Here is a 16,896-nt window from a genome sequence, read left to right on the forward strand (position 1 = left end):
GATCCGCTCGACGGTGGGGGAGTGTCGTGATGAGGAACAGGACGGTACTGATCTCGGGGGGTGGCATCGCCGGCCCGGCGCTCGCCTTCTGGCTGCGCCGGTACGGCTTCGCGGTCACCGTCGTGGAGCGCGCGCCCGGCCCGCGCCCGGGCGGGCAGCTGGTCGACGTGCGGGGCACCGCCCGCGAGGTGGTCGACCGGATGGGGCTGACCGACCGGATCCGCGCCGAGTGCGTCCACGAGCAGGGCATGGCGTACGTGGACGCCCGGGGCCGGGTGCGGGCCCGGATGCCGGTGCACGCCTTCGCCGGGGAGGGCATCGTCGCCGACATCGAGATCGAGCGCGGCGACCTGGCCCGGATTCTGTACGAGGAGACCCGCGACCGGGTGGAGTACCTCTTCGACGACTCGATCGACACGCTCACCCAGGACGCCGACGGGGTGCGGGTCACCTTCGACCGCTCCGCCCCGCGCACCGTCGACCTCGTGATCGGCGCGGACGGCTCGCACTCGCACACCCGGGCGCTGGCGTTCGGCCCGGAGTCGGCGTACGCCCGGCCGCTCGGGGCGTACCTGGCCTACTTCGGCACCCCGTACCCGGCGCGGGACGGCTGGTTCACCCTGCACAACGCGCCCGGCGCGCGGGTGATCGGCACCCGGCCCACCCGGCACGGCACCAGCAGCGTGCTGGTCAGCTTCGCCGCGTCCGAGCTGGACGTGGACCGCGGGGACCGGGCCGCCCAGCAGCGGCTGGTCGCCGCCCGCTTCGCCGACGTGGGCTGGCGGGCCGGCGAGCTGCTGGCCGCCATGGCCGACGCCGCGGACTTCTACTTCGACCGGTACGCGCAGGTGCGGATGGACTCGTGGCACACCGGGCGGGTGGCGCTGCTCGGCGACGCCGCCTGGTGCCCGTCCCCGCTGACCGGGCAGGGCACCAGCCTCGCCCTGGTCGGGGCGTACGTGCTGGCCGGGGAGCTGGCCGCCGCCGGGGGTGACCACCGGGTCGGGTACCGCCGGTACGAGCAGGCGTTGCGGGCGCACGTCACCAAGGGCCAGGAGATCCCGGGCGGCGGGGTCGGTGGTTTCCTGCCGGCCGGCCGGACCGCGATCCGGCTGCGCGACGCCTCGATGCGGGCGCTGACCTCCCGCCCGCTGCGCGGCCTGGCCACCCGGTTGTTCTTCAGCCACGCCGACGGCCTCACCCTGCCGGAGTACGCCGCCGGGTGACGGTGGTGTCCCACATGTCGACGTACGCCGATCCCCTCGGGGGTCGGTGATCGGGGGTGAACGGGCCCGTCCCTATGGGGGGCGGGCCCGTTCGGTATCGGGCGAATGTGTGGAGGATCGACATGGCTCGACCAGTTCGGCGCGCCGTAGGTTTCCTGCACGCGACGTCCCTGTGACCCCGGTCACCGACCTGGCCGTCGCGGTGGACCTGCGGAGGGCGAGGCGATGGCCGGGCAACCGATCCTGTCGGCCCGTGGGCTGACCCGGGACTTCCGTGGCTTCCGGGCCGTCGACGGGGTCGACCTCGACGTGGCGCCGGAGACCGTGCACGCCCTGGTGGGGCCGAACGGCGCCGGCAAGACCACGTTGTTCAACCTGCTCACCGGCTTCCTGCCGCCGAGCGGCGGGCGGATCGAGCTGGCCGGCCGGGACATCACCGGCCTGCCGCCGGAGCGGGTCGCCCGCCTCGGCATGGCCCGGTCGTTCCAGATCACCAGCCTCTTCCCGCAGTTGAGCGCCCGGGAGCACGTGCAGCTCGCCCTCCAGTCGCCGAGCGGGCTGGGCTGGCGGTTCTGGCGTTCGGCCACGCTGCTGCGCCGCTACCGGGACCGGGCCGACGAACTGCTGGCCATGGTGGACCTGGCCGAGCTGGCCGAGGCGCCGGCGGAGGCCCTGGCGTACGGGCGCAAGCGGGCCCTGGAGCTGGCCATCGCGCTGGCCCTGGACCCGAAGGTGCTGCTGCTCGACGAGCCCACCGCCGGGATGGGGCTGGAGGACGTGGACCGCACCGTCGACCTGATCGCCGCCGTCCGCCCCGGCCGGACCGTGGTGATGGTCGAGCACAACATGAGCGTCGTCGGCCGGCTCGCCGACACCGTCACCGTCCTGCAGGCCGGCAGGGTGCTGGTCGAGGGGACGTACGAGCAGGTCCGGGCCGACGAGCGGGTCATCACCGCCTACCTGGGAGCCGCGGATGCTGCGCATTGACGACCTGTCGGCCGCCTACGGCGAGGCGCAGGTGCTGCGGGAGGTGAGCCTGGAGGTGGCCGCCGGCGAGGTGGTCACCCTGGTCGGGCGCAACGGGGCCGGCAAGTCCACCCTGTTGCGCTGCGTGATGGGGCTGCACCCGGACCAGCGCGGCACGATCAGCCTGGACGGTCGGGACGTCACCAGGCTGCCGGCGTACAAGCGGGCGCGGGCCGGGCTCGGCTGGGTCCCCGACGACCGGGGCGCGTACGCCACCCTGACCGTCACCGAGAACCTGACGCTGCCGCCCCGGGTCGGCCCCGACCCGTGGTCGCTGGAGCGGATCTACGAGGCGTTCCCCGCCCTGTACGCCCGCCGCGACTCGGCGGCCACCATGCTCTCCGGCGGCGAGCAGCAGATGCTCGCGCTGGCCCGGGTGCTGCGGATGGGCGCCCGGCTGCTGCTCTGCGACGAGCCCACCGAAGGGCTCTCGCCGCTGCTCGTGCAGCAGGTCGGTGACCTGCTGCGGGAGGCCAAGCGGCACGGCGTGACCGTGCTGCTGGTCGAGCAGAACCTGCACTTCGCCACCGGCGTCGCCGACCGGCACTACCTGCTGGCCGAGGGACGGATCGCGGAGGCGATGGACAACTCCGAGGTGCGCTCGCGGGAACGCGAGCTGCTGGCGTACCTCGGCATCTGAAATCCGACGGCTGACCCGCGCGGACCGCGCGGTACGAAGGGAATGGACATGCGTAGGAGCGTGGGTGTGGCCGCCGCGTCGGCGGCGGCGCTGCTGGTGGCCGGTTGTGGCGGCGGTGGCCCGCAGTCCGGCGGCGACTCGAAGCTGACCGGCGACAAGATCGTGCTGGGCGTGCTCAACGACCAGTCCGGGGCCTACTCGGAGCTGTCCGGGAAGAACTCGGTGAAGGCCGTGGAGATGGCCGTCGCCGACTTCAAGGCCAAGTACGGCGACAAGGCGGTGACGAAGAACATCAGCGTGGAGACCGCCGACCACCAGAACAAGCCGGACGTGGCCAACGGCAAGGCCCAGGAGATGTACGACCGCAAGGGCGTCGACGCCATCCTGGACGTGCCGACCTCCTCGGCGGCGCTGAAGGTCGCCGACGTGGCCAAGGAGAAGAAGAAGCTCTACTTCAACATCGGCGCGGCGACCACCGACCTGACCGGCAAGAGCTGCAACAAGTACACGTTCCACTACGCGTACGACACCTACATGCTGGCCCACGGCACCGGCACGGTGACCACCGAGCAGGTCGGCAAGAACTGGTACATCCTCTACCCGAACTACGCGTTCGGGCAGGACATGGAGAAGAGCTTCTCCGCCGCGATCAGCGCCGCCGGCGGCACCGTGGTCGGCAAGGACGGCGCGCCGTTCCCGAACACCAGCGGCGACTACTCGTCGTTCCTGCTCAAGGCCCCGACGCTGAACCCGAAGCCGCAGGTGCTGGGCACCATGCAGGCCGGCGCGGAACTGGTCAACGTGGTGAAGCAGTACAACGAGTTCAAGCTGCGGGACAAGGGCGTCGGGCTGGCCGTCGGCCTGATGTTCATCACCGACATCCACTCGCTCACCCCGGCCGCGCTCGCCGGCACCACCTACACCGACGCCTGGTACTGGAACTTCGACCAGCAGAACCGGGAGTGGGCGGACCGGTTCCAGAAGGAGACCGGCACCCGGCCGTCGTTCGCGCACGCGGCCAACTACTCCGCCGCGATGCAGTACCTGGAGGCGGTTCAGGCCGCCGGCACCGACGACGCGGACGCCGTGGTCAAGAACCTGGAGCGCAAGGAGATCAACGACCTGTTCCTGCGCAACGGCAAGGTCCGCGCGGAGGACCACCGGGTCGTGCACGACGCGTACCTGGCCCAGGTGAAGCCGCCGGCCGAGGTGAAGGAGCCGTGGGACTACGTGAAGATCCTCAAGACCATCCCGGCCGCCGAGGCGTTCCGGGCGCCGTCGGCGGACTGCAAGCTCTGACATGTCCGGGTTCCTGCAGAACACGTTCAACGGGTTGGTGAGCGGGGCGTTCTACGCCCTGCTCGCCCTCGGGCTCGCGGTCATCTTCGGCATGCTGCGGGTGGTGAACTTCGCCCACGGCGCGTTCTACATGCTCGGCGCGTTCGGGGCGTACGTGCTGCTCGCCGAGGCGGGCGTGCCGTTCTGGGCCGCGTTGGTGATCATGCCGGTGGCGCTGGGCCTGCTCGGCATGGCGCTGGAGCGGGCGGTGATCCACCGGTTGACCCGGCTCGACCCGCTCTACAACTTCCTGCTCACCTTCGGCCTGACGCTGATCCTGCAGGACCTGGTGAAGTCCCGGTACGGCGTGCAGTCCAGCCCGTACGCCACCCCGGCCGAGCTGAGCGGGTCGGTCGACTTCGGGCTCTTCGACTTCCCCACCTACCGGGTGTTCATCCTCGGCTTCACCGTGCTGCTCTGCGGCGCGGTGTGGTGGGTGCTGGGCCGGACCCGGGTCGGCACGGTGGTGCGGGCCGCGACCGAGCGGCCCGAACTGACCCGCGCCTTCGGCATCGACGTGGGGAAGTGGGTCACCCCGGTGTTCGGCTTCGGCATCGCCCTGGCCGGGCTGGCCGGGGTGCTGGCCGCCCCGATGCGCGCGGTGAACCCGCTGATGGGCGCCGACCTGATCATCGTGGTCTTCGCGGTGGTGGTGATCGGCGGGCTCGGCTCGATCTTCGGTTCGGTCGCGGCCGGCTTCGGCATCGGCCTGATCCAGGCCTGGGGCGAGGCATACCTGTCGGACTTCCCGATCGTGTCGCAGACCGTCGTCTTCGTGGTGATGGCCGTGGTGCTGCTCTGGCGCCCGGCCGGCCTGTTCGGCCGTGAGGAGGCCCCGGCGTGACCGAACGCACCGAGCGGAGCGAGGGCCGTGAGGGCATGCCCGGTCAGTCCGGCATGACCAGCACGGTGGACACCACCCCGGCGGAGCGGACGGGGGGCGGCTCCGGGCTGCTCACCGTCGCCCGCGCGCCCGGCTGGGTGCGGTACGCGCTGCTCGCCGCCGGCCTGGTGGTGGCGCTCTGGCTGCCCAACGGGCTCTATCCGGCGGTCGCCGTGGACATCCTCTGCTGGGCGCTCTTCGCCGTCTCGGTGGACCTGCTGCTCGGCTTCACGGGGCTGATGTCCTTCGGGCACGCCGCGTTCTGGGGCACCTCGGCGTACGTGACCGGGCTGGCGGCGATCCACCTGGGCCTGCCCTTCCCGGCGGCGGTGCTGGTCGGGGCGCTGGCCGCGGCGCTGCTCGCGCTGCCGATCGGCTACCTGGCGGTCAAGCGCACCGGCATCTACTTCGCCATGGTCACCCTGGCGTTCGCGCAGCTGGTCTACTACGTGGCCAACGAGTGGCGCTCGGTCACCCAGGGCGAGAACGGCCTGCAGGGGGTGCCGCGCTCCTTCTTCGGCGTCGACCTCACCGACGACTACTACTTCTACTACGCGATCCTGCCGCTGGTGCTGCTCGGCCTGGCCGCCGCGTGGCGGATCGTGCACTCGCCCTTCGGTCGGGTGCTGGTCGGCATCCGGGACAACCCGGCCCGGGCCCGGGCGCTGGGCTACCCGGTGCACCGGTACAAGCTGACCGCGTTCGTCCTCTCCGGGTTCCTGGCCGGGCTCGGCGGCGGGCTCTTCGCCGTCGGCCACCGCTTCGTCTCCCTCGACGTGTTGCACTGGACCACCTCCGGCAAGGCGGTGATCGTGGTGGTGCTCGGCGGGATCGGCACGCTCTGGGGCGGGGTGCTCGGGGCCGCCCTGGTGGTCCGGCTGGAGGACTGGCTCTCGTTCTCCGGATTCGAGGCCATCGGGCTGGTCACCGGCGGTATCTTCGTCCTCGTCGTCCTGTTGTTCCGGCGCGGAATCTGGGGCACGGTCGCGCAGCTGGCGCTGCGTCGGGGAGTCGCCCGCCGCAGATGAATTTCGCCGGCGGCGCATCCGTACGCCGCCGTCCGGACGAACCCCCCGGTAGTGGAGTGCTACCCGGGGGTAAGTCTGGTGCTGACCGAGAAGATGCCGGCCGATGCCGTCGAGGCGGCCCGCAAGCGGCTCTCCGCCGCCGCCGAGGACCTGGACGACAACCAGGTCGCCGCGCTCGTGCTCGACCTCGCCGCCGAGGCCGGGGTCACCGCGGTCTGGGAGCAGGTCTGCCTGCCGCTGATGGCCGGGCTGCGCGGGCAGAGCGCGGCCGAGATCGCCGTCGAGCACGCCCTCTCCGAGGGCGTCCGGGTCGGCCTGGACGTCTTCGGCCGCGAGCCGGGGCGACCGCTGCCGACCCAGGGCGTGCTGCTGGCCGGGGCCGAGCACGAGACCCACTGTCTGGGGCTGCACGCCCTCGCCGCGGCCCTGCGCGAGCGGGGGCGGGGGTGCCTGCACCTGGGGCCGGCGCTGCCCTGGGCCGCGCTGGCCAGCGCGGCGGTCCGGGTCCGGCCGCGGGTCGTGGTGGTCTGGTCGCAGAGCCCGCTCACCGGGCGCGCGTACCGGCTGGTCCGCTTCCGGCGGGACTTCCCGGGGGTACGCGTGCACGCGGCCGGACCGGGCTGGATCGAGCCCTTCCCGCCGCCGTCGACCCGGCTGACCAGTCTCGCCGCCGCTGTCTCCGCCTGCCTGTGACGGTGACCTGAGGCACAACAGATACGAACCGGTTCCGTATCGAAACCCTCTCACCTAGGCTCAGCAGCATTACGAGTCTGACCCGTTTCGTATCGACGCGGGAAGCCGGGGGGAGAACCGGACATGTCACCGCACGAGAACACCGGACATCCGAGGAGGTGGGCGATCCTCGGGGTGCTGGTGATCAGCCTCCTCGTCGTCGTCCTCGACAACACCATCCTCAACGTCGCGCTGCGTACCCTCGCCGACCCGGTGCACGGCCTCGGCGCCAGCCAGGGCGAGCTGGAGTGGGCGATCAACTCCTACACGCTGGTCTTCGCGGGCCTGCTCTTCACCTTCGGCGTGCTCGGTGACCGGCTCGGTCGCAAGCGCTTCCTGGTGATCGGCCTGGTGCTCTTCGGCCTGGCGTCGCTGCTGTCGGCGTACGCGCAGGACCCGGGGCAGCTGATCGCGGCCCGCGCGCTGATGGGGGTCGGCGGCGCGGCCATCATGCCGGTCACCCTGTCGATCATCTCCAACGTCTTCGACCCGCGCGAGCGGGCCCGCGCCATCGGCGTCTGGGCCGGCGCGGTCGGCCTGGCCGTGGCGATCGGCCCGGTGCTCGGCGGCGCGCTGCTGGAGCACTACTGGTGGGGCTCCGTCTTCCTGATCAACGTGCCGGTGGTGGTGCTCGGCGTGGTCCTGGTCGCCGCGCTGGTGCCCGAGTCGCGCGACCCGAAGCCCGGCCGGGTGGACCTGCTCGGCGTGCTGCTCTCCGTGGTCGGCCTGGTCGCCCTCACCTACGGCATCATCGACGGCGGCGAGCACGGCTTCGACCGGCCGCAGGTGTGGGCCGCGATCGTCGGTGGTCTCGCGGTGCTGGTCTGGTTCGTCTCCCACGAGCTGCGCAGCGACCACCCGTCGCTGGACGTCCGGCTGTTCCGGGTGCCCCGGTTCGCCGCGCCGGTGGCGCTGGTCGGGCTGGTCTTCTTCGCCGCGATGGGCGTGATGTTCTTCGGCGCGTTCTACCTCCAGCTGGTCCGCGGCTACAGCCCGCTGGAGAGCGGCCTGCTCTTCCTGCCCTTCGCCGCCGCCCAGCTGATCTTCGCGCCGCGCAGCGCCGCGATGGTCCGCCGGTACGGGGGCCGGGCGGTGGCCACCGTCGGCCTGCTGCTCACCGCCGTGGCGCTCGGCGCGTTCGTCCTGATCGACGCGGACACGCCGATCTGGATCTTCTCGGCGCTGGGCTTCCTCCAGGGCGCCGGGATGGCCAACATCATGCCGCCGGCCACCGAGTCGATCATGTCGGCGCTGCCCCGGGAGAAGGCCGGGGTCGGCTCTGCGGTCAGCAACACCGTCCGCCAGGTGGCCGGCGCGCTCGGCGTGGCGGTGCTCGGCTCGGTGCTCTCCGCGGTCTACCGCGACCAGGTCACCCCGGCGCTGGCCGGGCTGCCCACGCCGGCCCACGACGCGGCCCGCGAGTCGATCTCCGGCGCGTACGCGGTCGCCGACCGGCTCGGGCCCGTCGCGCCGCGCCTGATCACGGCGGCCAACGACGCGTTCGTCTCGGCGATGCACTGGGCGGCGGGCATCTCCGCGCTGGTGGCGCTGCTCGGTCTGGTCATCGTGCTGCGCTGGATGCCGGGCCGGCCGGCCCCGGTGACCGAGGCTCGACCGGCCACCGAGCGGGAGTTGGCCGGAACCCCGTAGGTTCGGCGACAATGTCCGACATGAGTACCCACGCCGACGCTCCGCGGTCGCCCGGTCGACCGCGGAGCGTCCGCGCGGACGAAGCGATCATCGAGGCCACCCTCGACCTGCTGGCCGAGGGGAGCACCATCGAGGCGCTCTCCATCGAGGCGATCGCCACCCGGGCCGGGGTCGGCAAGGCCACCATCTACCGCCGCTGGTCCGGCAAGGACGCGCTGCTGCTCGACGCGCTGCGCCGGCTCAAGGGCATCCAGCCGCAGCCGGGCGGGCACTCGGTCCGCGACGACCTGGTGCTGCTGGTCGGCGCGGTCGGGCAGAACATCGACCCGCGCGCGGCCCGGATCATGCCGTGCCTGGTGCCCGAGGTGAACCGCAGCCCGGACCACTTCCAGCTCTACCAGAACATCGTCGAGCCCCGGCGCAAGGTGATGCGTGAGGTGCTGCGCCGCGGGGTGGCCAGCGGGGAACTGCGTGCCGACCTCGACATCGAGGTGGCGATGGCGCTGCTCACCGGCCCGATGCTGATCCAGCGGATGCTGCGCTGGCACCCCGAGCTGGACGACCGCCTGCTGCCCGAGCGGATCGTCGACGGCATCCTCGACGGCATCCGCGCCCGCTGACCGGCCCGCCGGCCCCTCAGCCGGTGGGCGTACGCAGGCGGTGCAGGCGCAGCGCGAGCTGCACCTCCAGGGCCCGCTCCGGCTTCTGCCAGTCCGCGCCGAGCAGCTGCCCGACCCGCTCCAGCCGCTGGGTCACCGTGTTCACGTGCACGTGCAGCAGCTCGGCCGCCCGGGCCAGGCTGCCGCCCACCCCGAAGTACGCCTCCAGGGTCTTCACCAGCGCGGTGCCCCGCCGCGCGTCGTAGTCCACCACCGGACCCACCGTCGCGGACAGGAACCGGCTCACGTCCCGGTCCCCGGCGTCCCCGACCGCGCCCAGCAGCAGCCCCACGAAACCCAGCTCGGCGGTGCTCGCCCCCTGCCCGGCGCGCCCCAGCGCGCCCAGCGCGGTCAGGCAGCGTTCCGCCTCGGCGAAGGTGACCGCCAGCGAGGCCGGACCGGTCGACGGCCCGCTCGCCCCGGCGGTCACCGGCCGCCCGGTCACCCGGGACAGGTCCCGGGCCACCGCCCGCGCCGCGCCGCCGGCCTCGGTGCCCGGCAGCATCAGCACCACCCGTCCGTCGCGCGCCGCCGCCAGCCCGCCCCGGGTCGAGGCGTACGTGGTGGCCCAGGAGAGCACCCGCTGCCGGGCCGAGCCGGTCGCGGCGAACGCGTCGTCGCCCACCGCCACCAGCACGTGCGGCGCGTCCAGGTCCACCCCGAGCCGCCGGGCCCGGCTGCGCAGCGCGTCGGTGTCGCGCAGCGGCCGGGCGATCAGGTCGTCGAGCAGCTCGCCGCGGACCCGCCCCTCCGCCTCGGCGACCGTGCGCCGGAACAGCAGCAGCAGCGCGGTGACCAGCGCCGCCCGCTCCAGGATCCGCTGGTCGGCGTCGACCAGCTCGCCGTCCGGGCGCAGCACCAGCGCACCCAGGTTCTCCGCGCCGGCCACCACCGCGGCGTACCAGAGCGGACCCCGGCGCACGCTGCGTCCCTCGGTGCGCGACGCGGCCACCGCCTCGACGATGTCGGACCGGTCCGGCTCCTCGATCTCGCCCACCCGGGCCAGCCGGCGCCCCTCGGCGTCCAGCGCCAGCAGCTCGCCACCGAGGACCTCGGTCACCGCCGCCGCCACGTCCTCCATCCCGCCGCCCCGCACCACCAGCGCGGTCATCCGGTCGTGCGCCGCCGCGGCCCGCTCCACCGAGCTGCTGTGCGCCCGGATGGTGCTGTTCGCCGCCGACAGCTCGGCCAGCGCCGCCCGGGTCTCGGCGAGCAACCGGGCGGTATCGATCGCCACCGCGGCGTGCGCGGCCAGCGAAACCAGCAGCGACACCTCCTCGCGGGCGAACGGACGGGCCGACCGGTTCGCCGCGTAGAGCACACCGATCACGCTGGAGCCCAGCCGCAGCGGTACGCCGAGGATGGCCACCAGGCCCTCCTCGCCGACCCCGCCGTCGATCTCCCCGGTGTGCCGGAAGCGCTCGTCCTCCTGGTAGTTCGCGGTCACGTACGGGGTGCCGGTCTGGGCCACCAGGCCACCGAGGCCGTCGCCCATCTCCAGCCGCAGCCGCTGGAACCGGGCCGAGATCGAGCCGTCGGTGACCCGCATGTACGTGTCGCCGCGCTCCTCGTCGTTGAGCGTCATGTACGCCACGTCGGTGCCGAGCAGGATCCGGGCCCGGTGCACGATCGCCCGCAGCACGTCGTCGAGGTCACGCAGCCCGGCCAGGTCGCTGGCCGTGTCGTACAGACCGGACAGCTCGGTCTCCCGGCGGCGCCGGCGCTCCAGCAGCGCGCGCACCCGCAGCGCCACCACCTTGGCCTGCTCCAGCTCGGCCAGCCGCTCGGCGGGCAGGCCGGCGGCCCGGGCGGCGACCAGCGGTCCCTCGAACTCGACCGCGGCGGCCTCCCGGGCCAGCAGCTCCAGGAACTCGACCGGCGACGACATGACCGACATTGTGCGCGGGGCCACTAGTTGGCCGTCCAGCCCCCGTCGAGGGCGATCGAGGCGCCGGTGATGAACGCGGCCGGCGGGGCGCACAGGTAGGCCACCAGCTCGGCCACCTCCGCCGGCTCGATCAGCCGCTTGATCGCCGCCCGGGCCAGCATGATCTTCTCCACCACCTCGTCCTCACCGATGCCGTGGGTGGCCGCCTGGTCGGCGATCTGGCTCTCCACCAGCGCGGTCCGCACGTACGCGGGATTGATGCAGTTGGCGGTCACCCCGTGCGCGGCGCCCTCCAGCGCGACCACCTTCGACAGCCCTTCCAGGGCGTGCTTGGCCGAGACGTAGGCGGCCTTGTACGGCGAGGCGCGCAGCCCGTGCACCGAGGAGATGTTGACGATCCGGCCCCAGCCGTTGGCGTACATGTGCGGCAACGCCCGCCGGATCAGCAGGAACGGCGCCTCGACCATCACCCGCTGGATGTACTCGAAACGGTCCGGCGGGAAGTCCTGCACCGGCGCGACGTGCTGCAGCCCGGCATTGTTGATCACGATGTCGACCTCGGCGTCGAGGCGCTCCACCGCGCCCGGGTCGGCCAGGTCGGCCCCCTCGGCGCGTCCGCCGGCCTCGGCGGCCACCGCCTTGGCCGCCTCCACGTTCCGGTCCACCACCAGCACCGCCGCGCCGGCCGCCGCCAGGCGCAGGGCACAGGCCCGTCCGATGCCGCTGCCACCACCGGTCACCAGTGCGCTCCGACCGGAGAGGTCGACGCGTACGACGTGGGGGACCGCCACGGGTTCTGCCGTCATGGCGCAAGAAGTTACGAGCTGTGTGGCCCGGGGCACATGGGGCGGCGACACATACTCGACCGCTTCAGTGTGTGGCGCGCGCCGCGTCCCGGCCGCCCCGGCGTGTCCGCCCCCGTGGCCGTTCCCGGCGACCAGTAGTGTGTCGAACACACGTACTGCTGGTGGCTCGGGGAGGAGGCGGCGTGCGGGTGCTGGGCGTCGACCCGGGGCTGACCCGGTGCGGGGTCGGCGTGGTCGAGGGCGTGCCGGGCCGGCCGTGCGCCCTCGTCGCCTACTACGTCGTCTACACCGACCCGGCCGACGAGCTGCCGCTGCGCCTGCTGCACCTGGACCGCTCGCTCACCGACCTGGTCGCCGAGCACCGGCCGGACGCGGTCGCCGTCGAGCGGGTGTTCAGCCAGCACAACGTCCGCACCGTGATGGGCACCGCCCAGGCCAGCGGGATCGCCGTGCTGGCCGGCGCGCGGGCCGGGTTGCCGGTGCAGACGTACACGCCGAGCGAGGTCAAGGCGGCGGTGACCGGTTCCGGCCAGGCCGACAAGGCGCAGATGACCAGCATGGTCACCCGACTGCTGCGGCTGGCCGAACCGCCCCGGCCGGCCGACGCCGCCGACGCGCTGGCCCTGGCGATCTGCCACGTCTGGCGCGGCGGCACCCGGTCCAAGCTGGCCGTGGCGGCCGAGCGGGCACGACGAGGAGGGACCCGACGATGATCGCCAGCGTGCGCGGCACGGTGACCGCGACCGCCCCGGACCACGCGGTGGTGGAGGTGGGCGGGATCGGCCTGGCCGTCCAGTGCGCCCCCGGCACCCTCGCCGAGCTGCGGGTCGGCCAGCCGGCCCGGCTGGCCACCAGCCTGGTGGTCCGGGAGGACTCGCTCACCCTCTACGGCTTCGCCGACGACGACGCCAAGCAGCTCTTCGAGCTGCTCCAGACCGCCAGCGGCGTCGGCCCCCGGCTGGCCCAGGCGGTGCTCGCCGTGCACACCCCGGACGCGGTCCGCAAGGCCATCGCCAACGCCGACACCGCCGCGCTCACCCGGGTGCCCGGCATCGGCAAGAAGGGCGCCGAGCGCCTGGTCCTGGAGCTGCGCGACCGGATCGGCCCGGTCCCGGTGGGGCCGGACGGCGCCGCCGGGGTGACCGCCGGCGCCTGGCCGGAGCAGGTGCGGCAGGCCCTGGTCGGGCTGGGCTGGACGGCCGGGCAGGCCGAGCAGGCGGTGGCCGCCGTCGCGGAGACCGTCGACGGCGAGGTGCCGCCCGTGCCGGTCCTGCTCAAGCAGGCCATCCGCCTCCTGGGCCGGACCCGATGACCGGCGAAAACCTCATCTCGGCGTACGTCAGCGACGCGGAGCTCGACGCGGAGGCCACCGTCCGGCCGAAGCGGCTGTCGGAGTTCATCGCGCAGGACCGGGTGCGCGACCAGCTGGAGCTGCTGCTGCACGGGGCGATGCGGCGCGGGTCGCCGCCCGACCACATCCTGCTGTCCGGCCCTCCCGGCCTCGGCAAGACCAGCCTGGCCAACATCGTGGCCGCCGAGCTGGGCGCGGGGATCCGGGTGACCAGCGGCCCGGCGATCGAGCGCTCCGGCGACCTGGCCGCCATCCTGACCAGCCTCGCCGAGGGTGACGTCCTCTTCATCGACGAGATCCACCGGATCGCGAAGCCGGCCGAGGAACTGCTCTACAGCGCGATGGAGGACTTCCGGGTCGACGTGGTGGTGGGCAAGGGGCCCGGCGCGACCGCGATCCCGCTGGACGTCGAGCCGTTCACCCTGGTCGGCGCGACCACCCGGTCGGGTCTGCTCACCGGCCCGATGCGGGACCGGTTCGGTTTCGTCGCGCACCTCGACTTCTACGCCCCGGCCGACCTGGAGACGCTGCTGAAGCGCTCTGCCCGGATCCTCGGCGTGCCGATCACCGACGAGGGGGCGGCCGAGGTCGCCGGCCGGTCCCGGGGCACGCCCCGGATCGCCAACCGGCTGCTGCGCCGGGTGCGCGACTTCGCCGAGGTCCGGGCCGACGGCGTGGTGACCCTGGAGACCGCCCGGGCGGCGCTCACCGTGTACGACGTCGACGCGCTCGGTCTGGACCGGCTGGACCGGGCGGTGCTCACCGCGCTGGTCGACTCGTTCCGTGGCGGGCCGGTCGGCCTCTCCACCCTGGCTGTCGCGGTGGGGGAGCAGCCGGACACGGTGGAGGAGGTCTGCGAGCCGTTCCTGGTGCGGGCCGGGCTGCTGGCGCGTACCCCCCGGGGCCGGGTCGCCACCGAGGCGGCCTGGCACCACCTGGGCCGTAACCCACCAAATGGTATATTCGGCACAGATGCCCCTCCGGTGCCTGATCTGTTCTCCGCCCAGACCGACCAGCCGTGATCCGAACGTGATCTGGGTCGCATTCGGTCTTCCCAGGTGCAGGGATTAGACTTCGCCGCGGTCTGTACAGGACGTGAGAATCCGCCTCCGCTCCGGTGCCCCTCGGGGTGGCGCGGAGGCCAATGGGAAGGTCGACAACCGTGCTTTACGCAGCAGCGAGTGGCGGGGGAGCGGGCGGTCTGACGCCGATCCTCATGATCGCTCTGCTCTTCGGCGTCATGTACTTCATGATGATCCGCCCCCAGCAGAAGCGCCGCCGCGAGGCCGAGCAGATGCAGTCCGCGCTCGCCCCCGGCGACGAGGTCGTCACCATCGGCGGGCTCTACGGCACGGTCACCGACGTCGCGGACGACACCGTCCTGCTGGAGGTCGCCCCGGGCGTGCAGACCCGGTACGCCCGGCCGGCCATCGCCCGCGTGGTCAAGCAGGTCGAGCGTCCGGAGGCCGAGACGGTCACCGAGGACGTGGAGCCGGTCAAGGAGTGAACCATCGCCCTCCAGGGGGCAGCGGATTCACCGGTACAAGTGGATAGTTGGGTCGGCGTCCGACGCCGGCACGCCCCGTACCCCACTCGACGCCGCCGCGTCGTGACCGGGGTGGCGTGCCGGTCGGGCGTCGACCCGCCAGAGCAGTCGGACGGACACCCCCGGCCCGACTTCGTCGCCGCCGTCCGGCGGCGCGACCGTACAGGGAGACAAGACAGCCGTGGCACCACCTCAGGGACAGATGCGCCCCGGACGGCAGTTGGCCGTTCTCGGGCTCGTCTTCGTCGTCCTCTATCTCTTGGTGTTCTTCTCGGGCGGTGCCAAAGGTGGCTGGCAGGACCGGCTTGAGCCGCGGCTCGGCCTGGACCTGATCGGCGGCACCCGGTTGACGCTCGAGGCCACCAACACGGTCGACGGCAAGCCGCCGACGGCTGCCAACCTCGAAGAGGCGCGGCAGATCATCGAGAGCCGGGTCAACGCGTACGGCGTGGCCGAGGCCGAGGTGGTCACCGAGGGCAACCGGAACATCGTCATCTCCCTGCCCGGTGAGAACCGGGACCTGACCGACGTGGGCAGCGCCGCCGAGCTGCGCTTCCGCAAGGTGCTCAAGGCCACCGACGGCAGCGGCGCGACCGCCGCCCCGGCCCCCAGCGCCAGCGCCGCCCCGACCCCGTCGGGCAGCGCCGTGCCGAAGCCGTCGGGCAGCGCCGCGCCGAAGCCGTCCGGCAGCGCCGCGCCGAAGGTGAAGCCGAGCGCCAGCGCCAAGGCCGGCGCGTCGCCGAGCGCCGGTGGGCAGGGCGGCATGGCCCCGACGCCGAGCGCCAGCGCCGCCGCGCCGACCCCGTCGGCCCCGGCCAGCGCCGCGCCGTCGCCGAGCGCCAGCGCCGAGCCGGTGCCGCAGAGCGTGGAGCAGCAGCGCAAGGCCGTCGAGCAGAAGGTCGGCCCGGCCGCCTGGGCGGCCGCCACCGCGTTGAAGGCTCCGGCCGACGTGGCCAGTGACCCGTCGCTGGCCGACAAGCTCAAGCCGTTCGGCACGCTCTCCCCGCAGGAGGTCGCGGTGCTCCCGGCCGACCTGCAGTTCAACGTCCCGACGATCTCCTGCGCCCAGCTGGACAAGCGGCCGCCGGCGTCGATCAAGGACCCGAAGCAGACGGCGGTGGCCTGCGAGGCCGGCGCCAAGTACCTGCTCGACGTGGCGAAGGTCGAGGGCACCGACGTCGACGACGCCAACGCGGTGCTCGACCAGACCAGCCAGTGGGTGGTCAGCCTCAACTTCACCAGCAAGGGTCAGGAGAAGTGGACCGCGCTGACCCGCGAGTCGTTCAACAACGAGGGTCAGGCCTGCGACCAGACCGCGCTCGGCCAGGACGGCAAGTGCCGCGTCGCGGTGGTCCTGGACAACGAGATCGTCTCGTCGCCGGAGATCCAGGGCGTGCTGACCGGTGACTCGCAGATCAGCGGCAGCTTCGACAGCAAGACCGCGAACGCGCTGGCCAGCCAGCTGCGCTACGGCGCGCTGCCGGTGACCTTCGTGCCGCAGGCGCAGCAGAACGTCACCGCCACCCTGGGCTCCAGCCACCTGCAGGCCGGCCTGCTGGCGGCCGGCATCGGCATGCTGCTGGTCATCATCTACTCCTTCTTCTACTACCGGCTGCTCGGCTCGGTCATCTTCCTGAGCCTGGTCCTGTCCGGCCTGCTGGTCTTCGGCGCGCTGGTGGTGCTGGGCCGGTCGATCGGCTTCACCCTCACCCTCGCCGGTCTCGCCGGCATGATCGTCTCGCTCGGTGTGGCGGCGGACTCGTTCGTCATCTACTTCGAGCGGCTCAAGGACGAGATCCGGGAAGGACGCAGCCCGCGCAGCGCGGTGCCGCGGGCGTGGATCCGGGCCCGCCGGACGATCATCTCGGCCAACGCCATCACCCTGATGTCGGCCGTGGTGCTCTACATCGTCTCGGTCGGCGCGGTGAAGGGCTTCGCCTTCGCGCTCGGCCTGGCGACCGTGCTCGACCTGGTCGTCGTCTTCCTCTTCCGTCACCCGATCATGACGATGTTCGCCCGGACCCGGGCGTTCCTGTCCCCGCGGGTCAGCGGTCTCGGCCGGGCCCTGCCGGCCCGCTCGACCGAGCAGGCCGCCCGCAACCCGCGCGTCAAGGAGGCCTGAG

At 73.0% G+C, this 16,896-nt stretch carries 16 protein-coding genes; 14 read left to right on the top strand and 2 right to left on the bottom strand.

Annotated features, from left to right (window positions below; genetic code table 11):
• Window positions 1–29 precede the first annotated feature (29 nt).
• From GA0070611_RS02280 to GA0070611_RS02320, 9 genes are all read left to right on the top strand, one after another.
• Window positions 30–1,226, top strand: coding sequence for an FAD-dependent monooxygenase (locus GA0070611_RS02280; RefSeq protein WP_091656506.1), 1,197 nt, complete (start codon window positions 30–32; stop codon window positions 1,224–1,226).
• A gap of 225 nt (window positions 1,227–1,451) precedes the next feature.
• Window positions 1,452–2,213, top strand: coding sequence for an ABC transporter ATP-binding protein (locus tag GA0070611_RS02285; protein ID WP_091656511.1), 762 nt, complete (start codon window positions 1,452–1,454; stop codon window positions 2,211–2,213).
• A complete protein-coding gene (locus GA0070611_RS02290; protein WP_091656514.1) occupies window positions 2,200–2,892 on the top strand; it encodes an ABC transporter ATP-binding protein in 693 nt (230 codons plus the stop codon). The genes GA0070611_RS02285 and GA0070611_RS02290 overlap by 14 nt, the downstream gene beginning before the upstream one ends.
• 42 nt (window positions 2,893–2,934) lie before the next feature.
• Window positions 2,935–4,191 carry an ABC transporter substrate-binding protein gene (locus GA0070611_RS02295; RefSeq protein ID WP_091656516.1) on the top strand — a complete coding sequence of 419 codons (1,257 nt, stop codon included), beginning with the start codon at window positions 2,935–2,937 and terminating at the stop codon, window positions 4,189–4,191.
• 1 nt (window position 4,192) lies between these two features.
• Window positions 4,193–5,074, top strand: coding sequence for a branched-chain amino acid ABC transporter permease (locus tag GA0070611_RS02300; RefSeq protein WP_091656519.1), 882 nt, complete (start codon window positions 4,193–4,195; stop codon window positions 5,072–5,074).
• 53 nt (window positions 5,075–5,127) lie between these two features.
• Window positions 5,128–6,141: a branched-chain amino acid ABC transporter permease gene (locus tag GA0070611_RS02305; RefSeq protein ID WP_091672339.1), complete on the top strand. Its 1,014-nt coding sequence runs from the start codon at window positions 5,128–5,130 to the stop codon at window positions 6,139–6,141.
• A 78-nt stretch (window positions 6,142–6,219) separates the two neighbouring features.
• Complete coding sequence (locus GA0070611_RS02310; RefSeq protein WP_231921300.1) at window positions 6,220–6,834, top strand: transcriptional regulator; 615 nt, start codon at window positions 6,220–6,222, stop codon at window positions 6,832–6,834.
• Between the two features lie 123 nt (window positions 6,835–6,957).
• Window positions 6,958–8,523 (top strand): MFS transporter, encoded by a 1,566-nt coding sequence (locus GA0070611_RS02315; RefSeq protein ID WP_091656521.1) that lies wholly within the window; start codon window positions 6,958–6,960, stop codon window positions 8,521–8,523.
• A gap of 11 nt (window positions 8,524–8,534) precedes the next feature.
• Window positions 8,535–9,143 (top strand): TetR/AcrR family transcriptional regulator, encoded by a 609-nt coding sequence (locus GA0070611_RS02320; protein WP_091656524.1) that lies wholly within the window; start codon window positions 8,535–8,537, stop codon window positions 9,141–9,143.
• Window positions 9,144–9,159: 16 nt separating this feature from the next.
• On the opposite strand, the gene GA0070611_RS02325 is transcribed toward GA0070611_RS02320, so the two are convergent.
• Window positions 9,160–11,079 (bottom strand): helix-turn-helix domain-containing protein, encoded by a 1,920-nt coding sequence (locus GA0070611_RS02325; protein ID WP_091656528.1) that lies wholly within the window; start codon window positions 11,077–11,079, stop codon window positions 9,160–9,162.
• Window positions 11,080–11,093: 14 nt separating this feature from the next.
• Window positions 11,094–11,876 (bottom strand): 3-hydroxybutyrate dehydrogenase, encoded by a 783-nt coding sequence (locus GA0070611_RS02330; protein WP_091656531.1) that lies wholly within the window; start codon window positions 11,874–11,876, stop codon window positions 11,094–11,096.
• Window positions 11,877–12,058: 182 nt separating this feature from the next.
• On the opposite strand from GA0070611_RS02330, the gene ruvC reads away from it, so the two are divergent.
• The 5 genes from ruvC to secD all read left to right on the top strand — a co-directional run bounded on the left by ruvC (window position 12,059) and on the right by secD (window position 16,895).
• Entirely contained in the window at window positions 12,059–12,589 is a 531-nt protein-coding gene (ruvC, locus tag GA0070611_RS02335) for a crossover junction endodeoxyribonuclease RuvC (protein ID WP_091656534.1), read from the top strand.
• The gene (gene ruvA / locus GA0070611_RS02340) at window positions 12,586–13,188 is read left to right on the top strand and encodes a Holliday junction branch migration protein RuvA (RefSeq protein WP_091656538.1); all 603 of its coding nucleotides are present in this window, start codon (window positions 12,586–12,588) and stop codon (window positions 13,186–13,188) included. The genes ruvC and ruvA overlap by 4 nt, the downstream gene beginning before the upstream one ends.
• A complete protein-coding gene (gene ruvB / locus GA0070611_RS02345) occupies window positions 13,185–14,249 on the top strand; it encodes a Holliday junction branch migration DNA helicase RuvB (protein ID WP_091656543.1) in 1,065 nt (354 codons plus the stop codon). The genes ruvA and ruvB overlap by 4 nt, the downstream gene beginning before the upstream one ends.
• A 140-nt stretch (window positions 14,250–14,389) precedes the next feature.
• Window positions 14,390–14,734 carry a preprotein translocase subunit YajC gene (yajC, locus tag GA0070611_RS02350; RefSeq protein WP_197675834.1) on the top strand — a complete coding sequence of 115 codons (345 nt, stop codon included), beginning with the start codon at window positions 14,390–14,392 and terminating at the stop codon, window positions 14,732–14,734.
• Between the two features lie 220 nt (window positions 14,735–14,954).
• Window positions 14,955–16,895 carry a protein translocase subunit SecD gene (secD, locus tag GA0070611_RS02355; protein WP_197675835.1) on the top strand — a complete coding sequence of 647 codons (1,941 nt, stop codon included), beginning with the start codon at window positions 14,955–14,957 and terminating at the stop codon, window positions 16,893–16,895.
• Window position 16,896: the final 1 nt, after the last annotated feature.

Source organism: Micromonospora auratinigra, from assembly GCF_900089595.1.
GTDB lineage: Bacteria > Actinomycetota > Actinomycetes > Mycobacteriales > Micromonosporaceae > Micromonospora > Micromonospora auratinigra.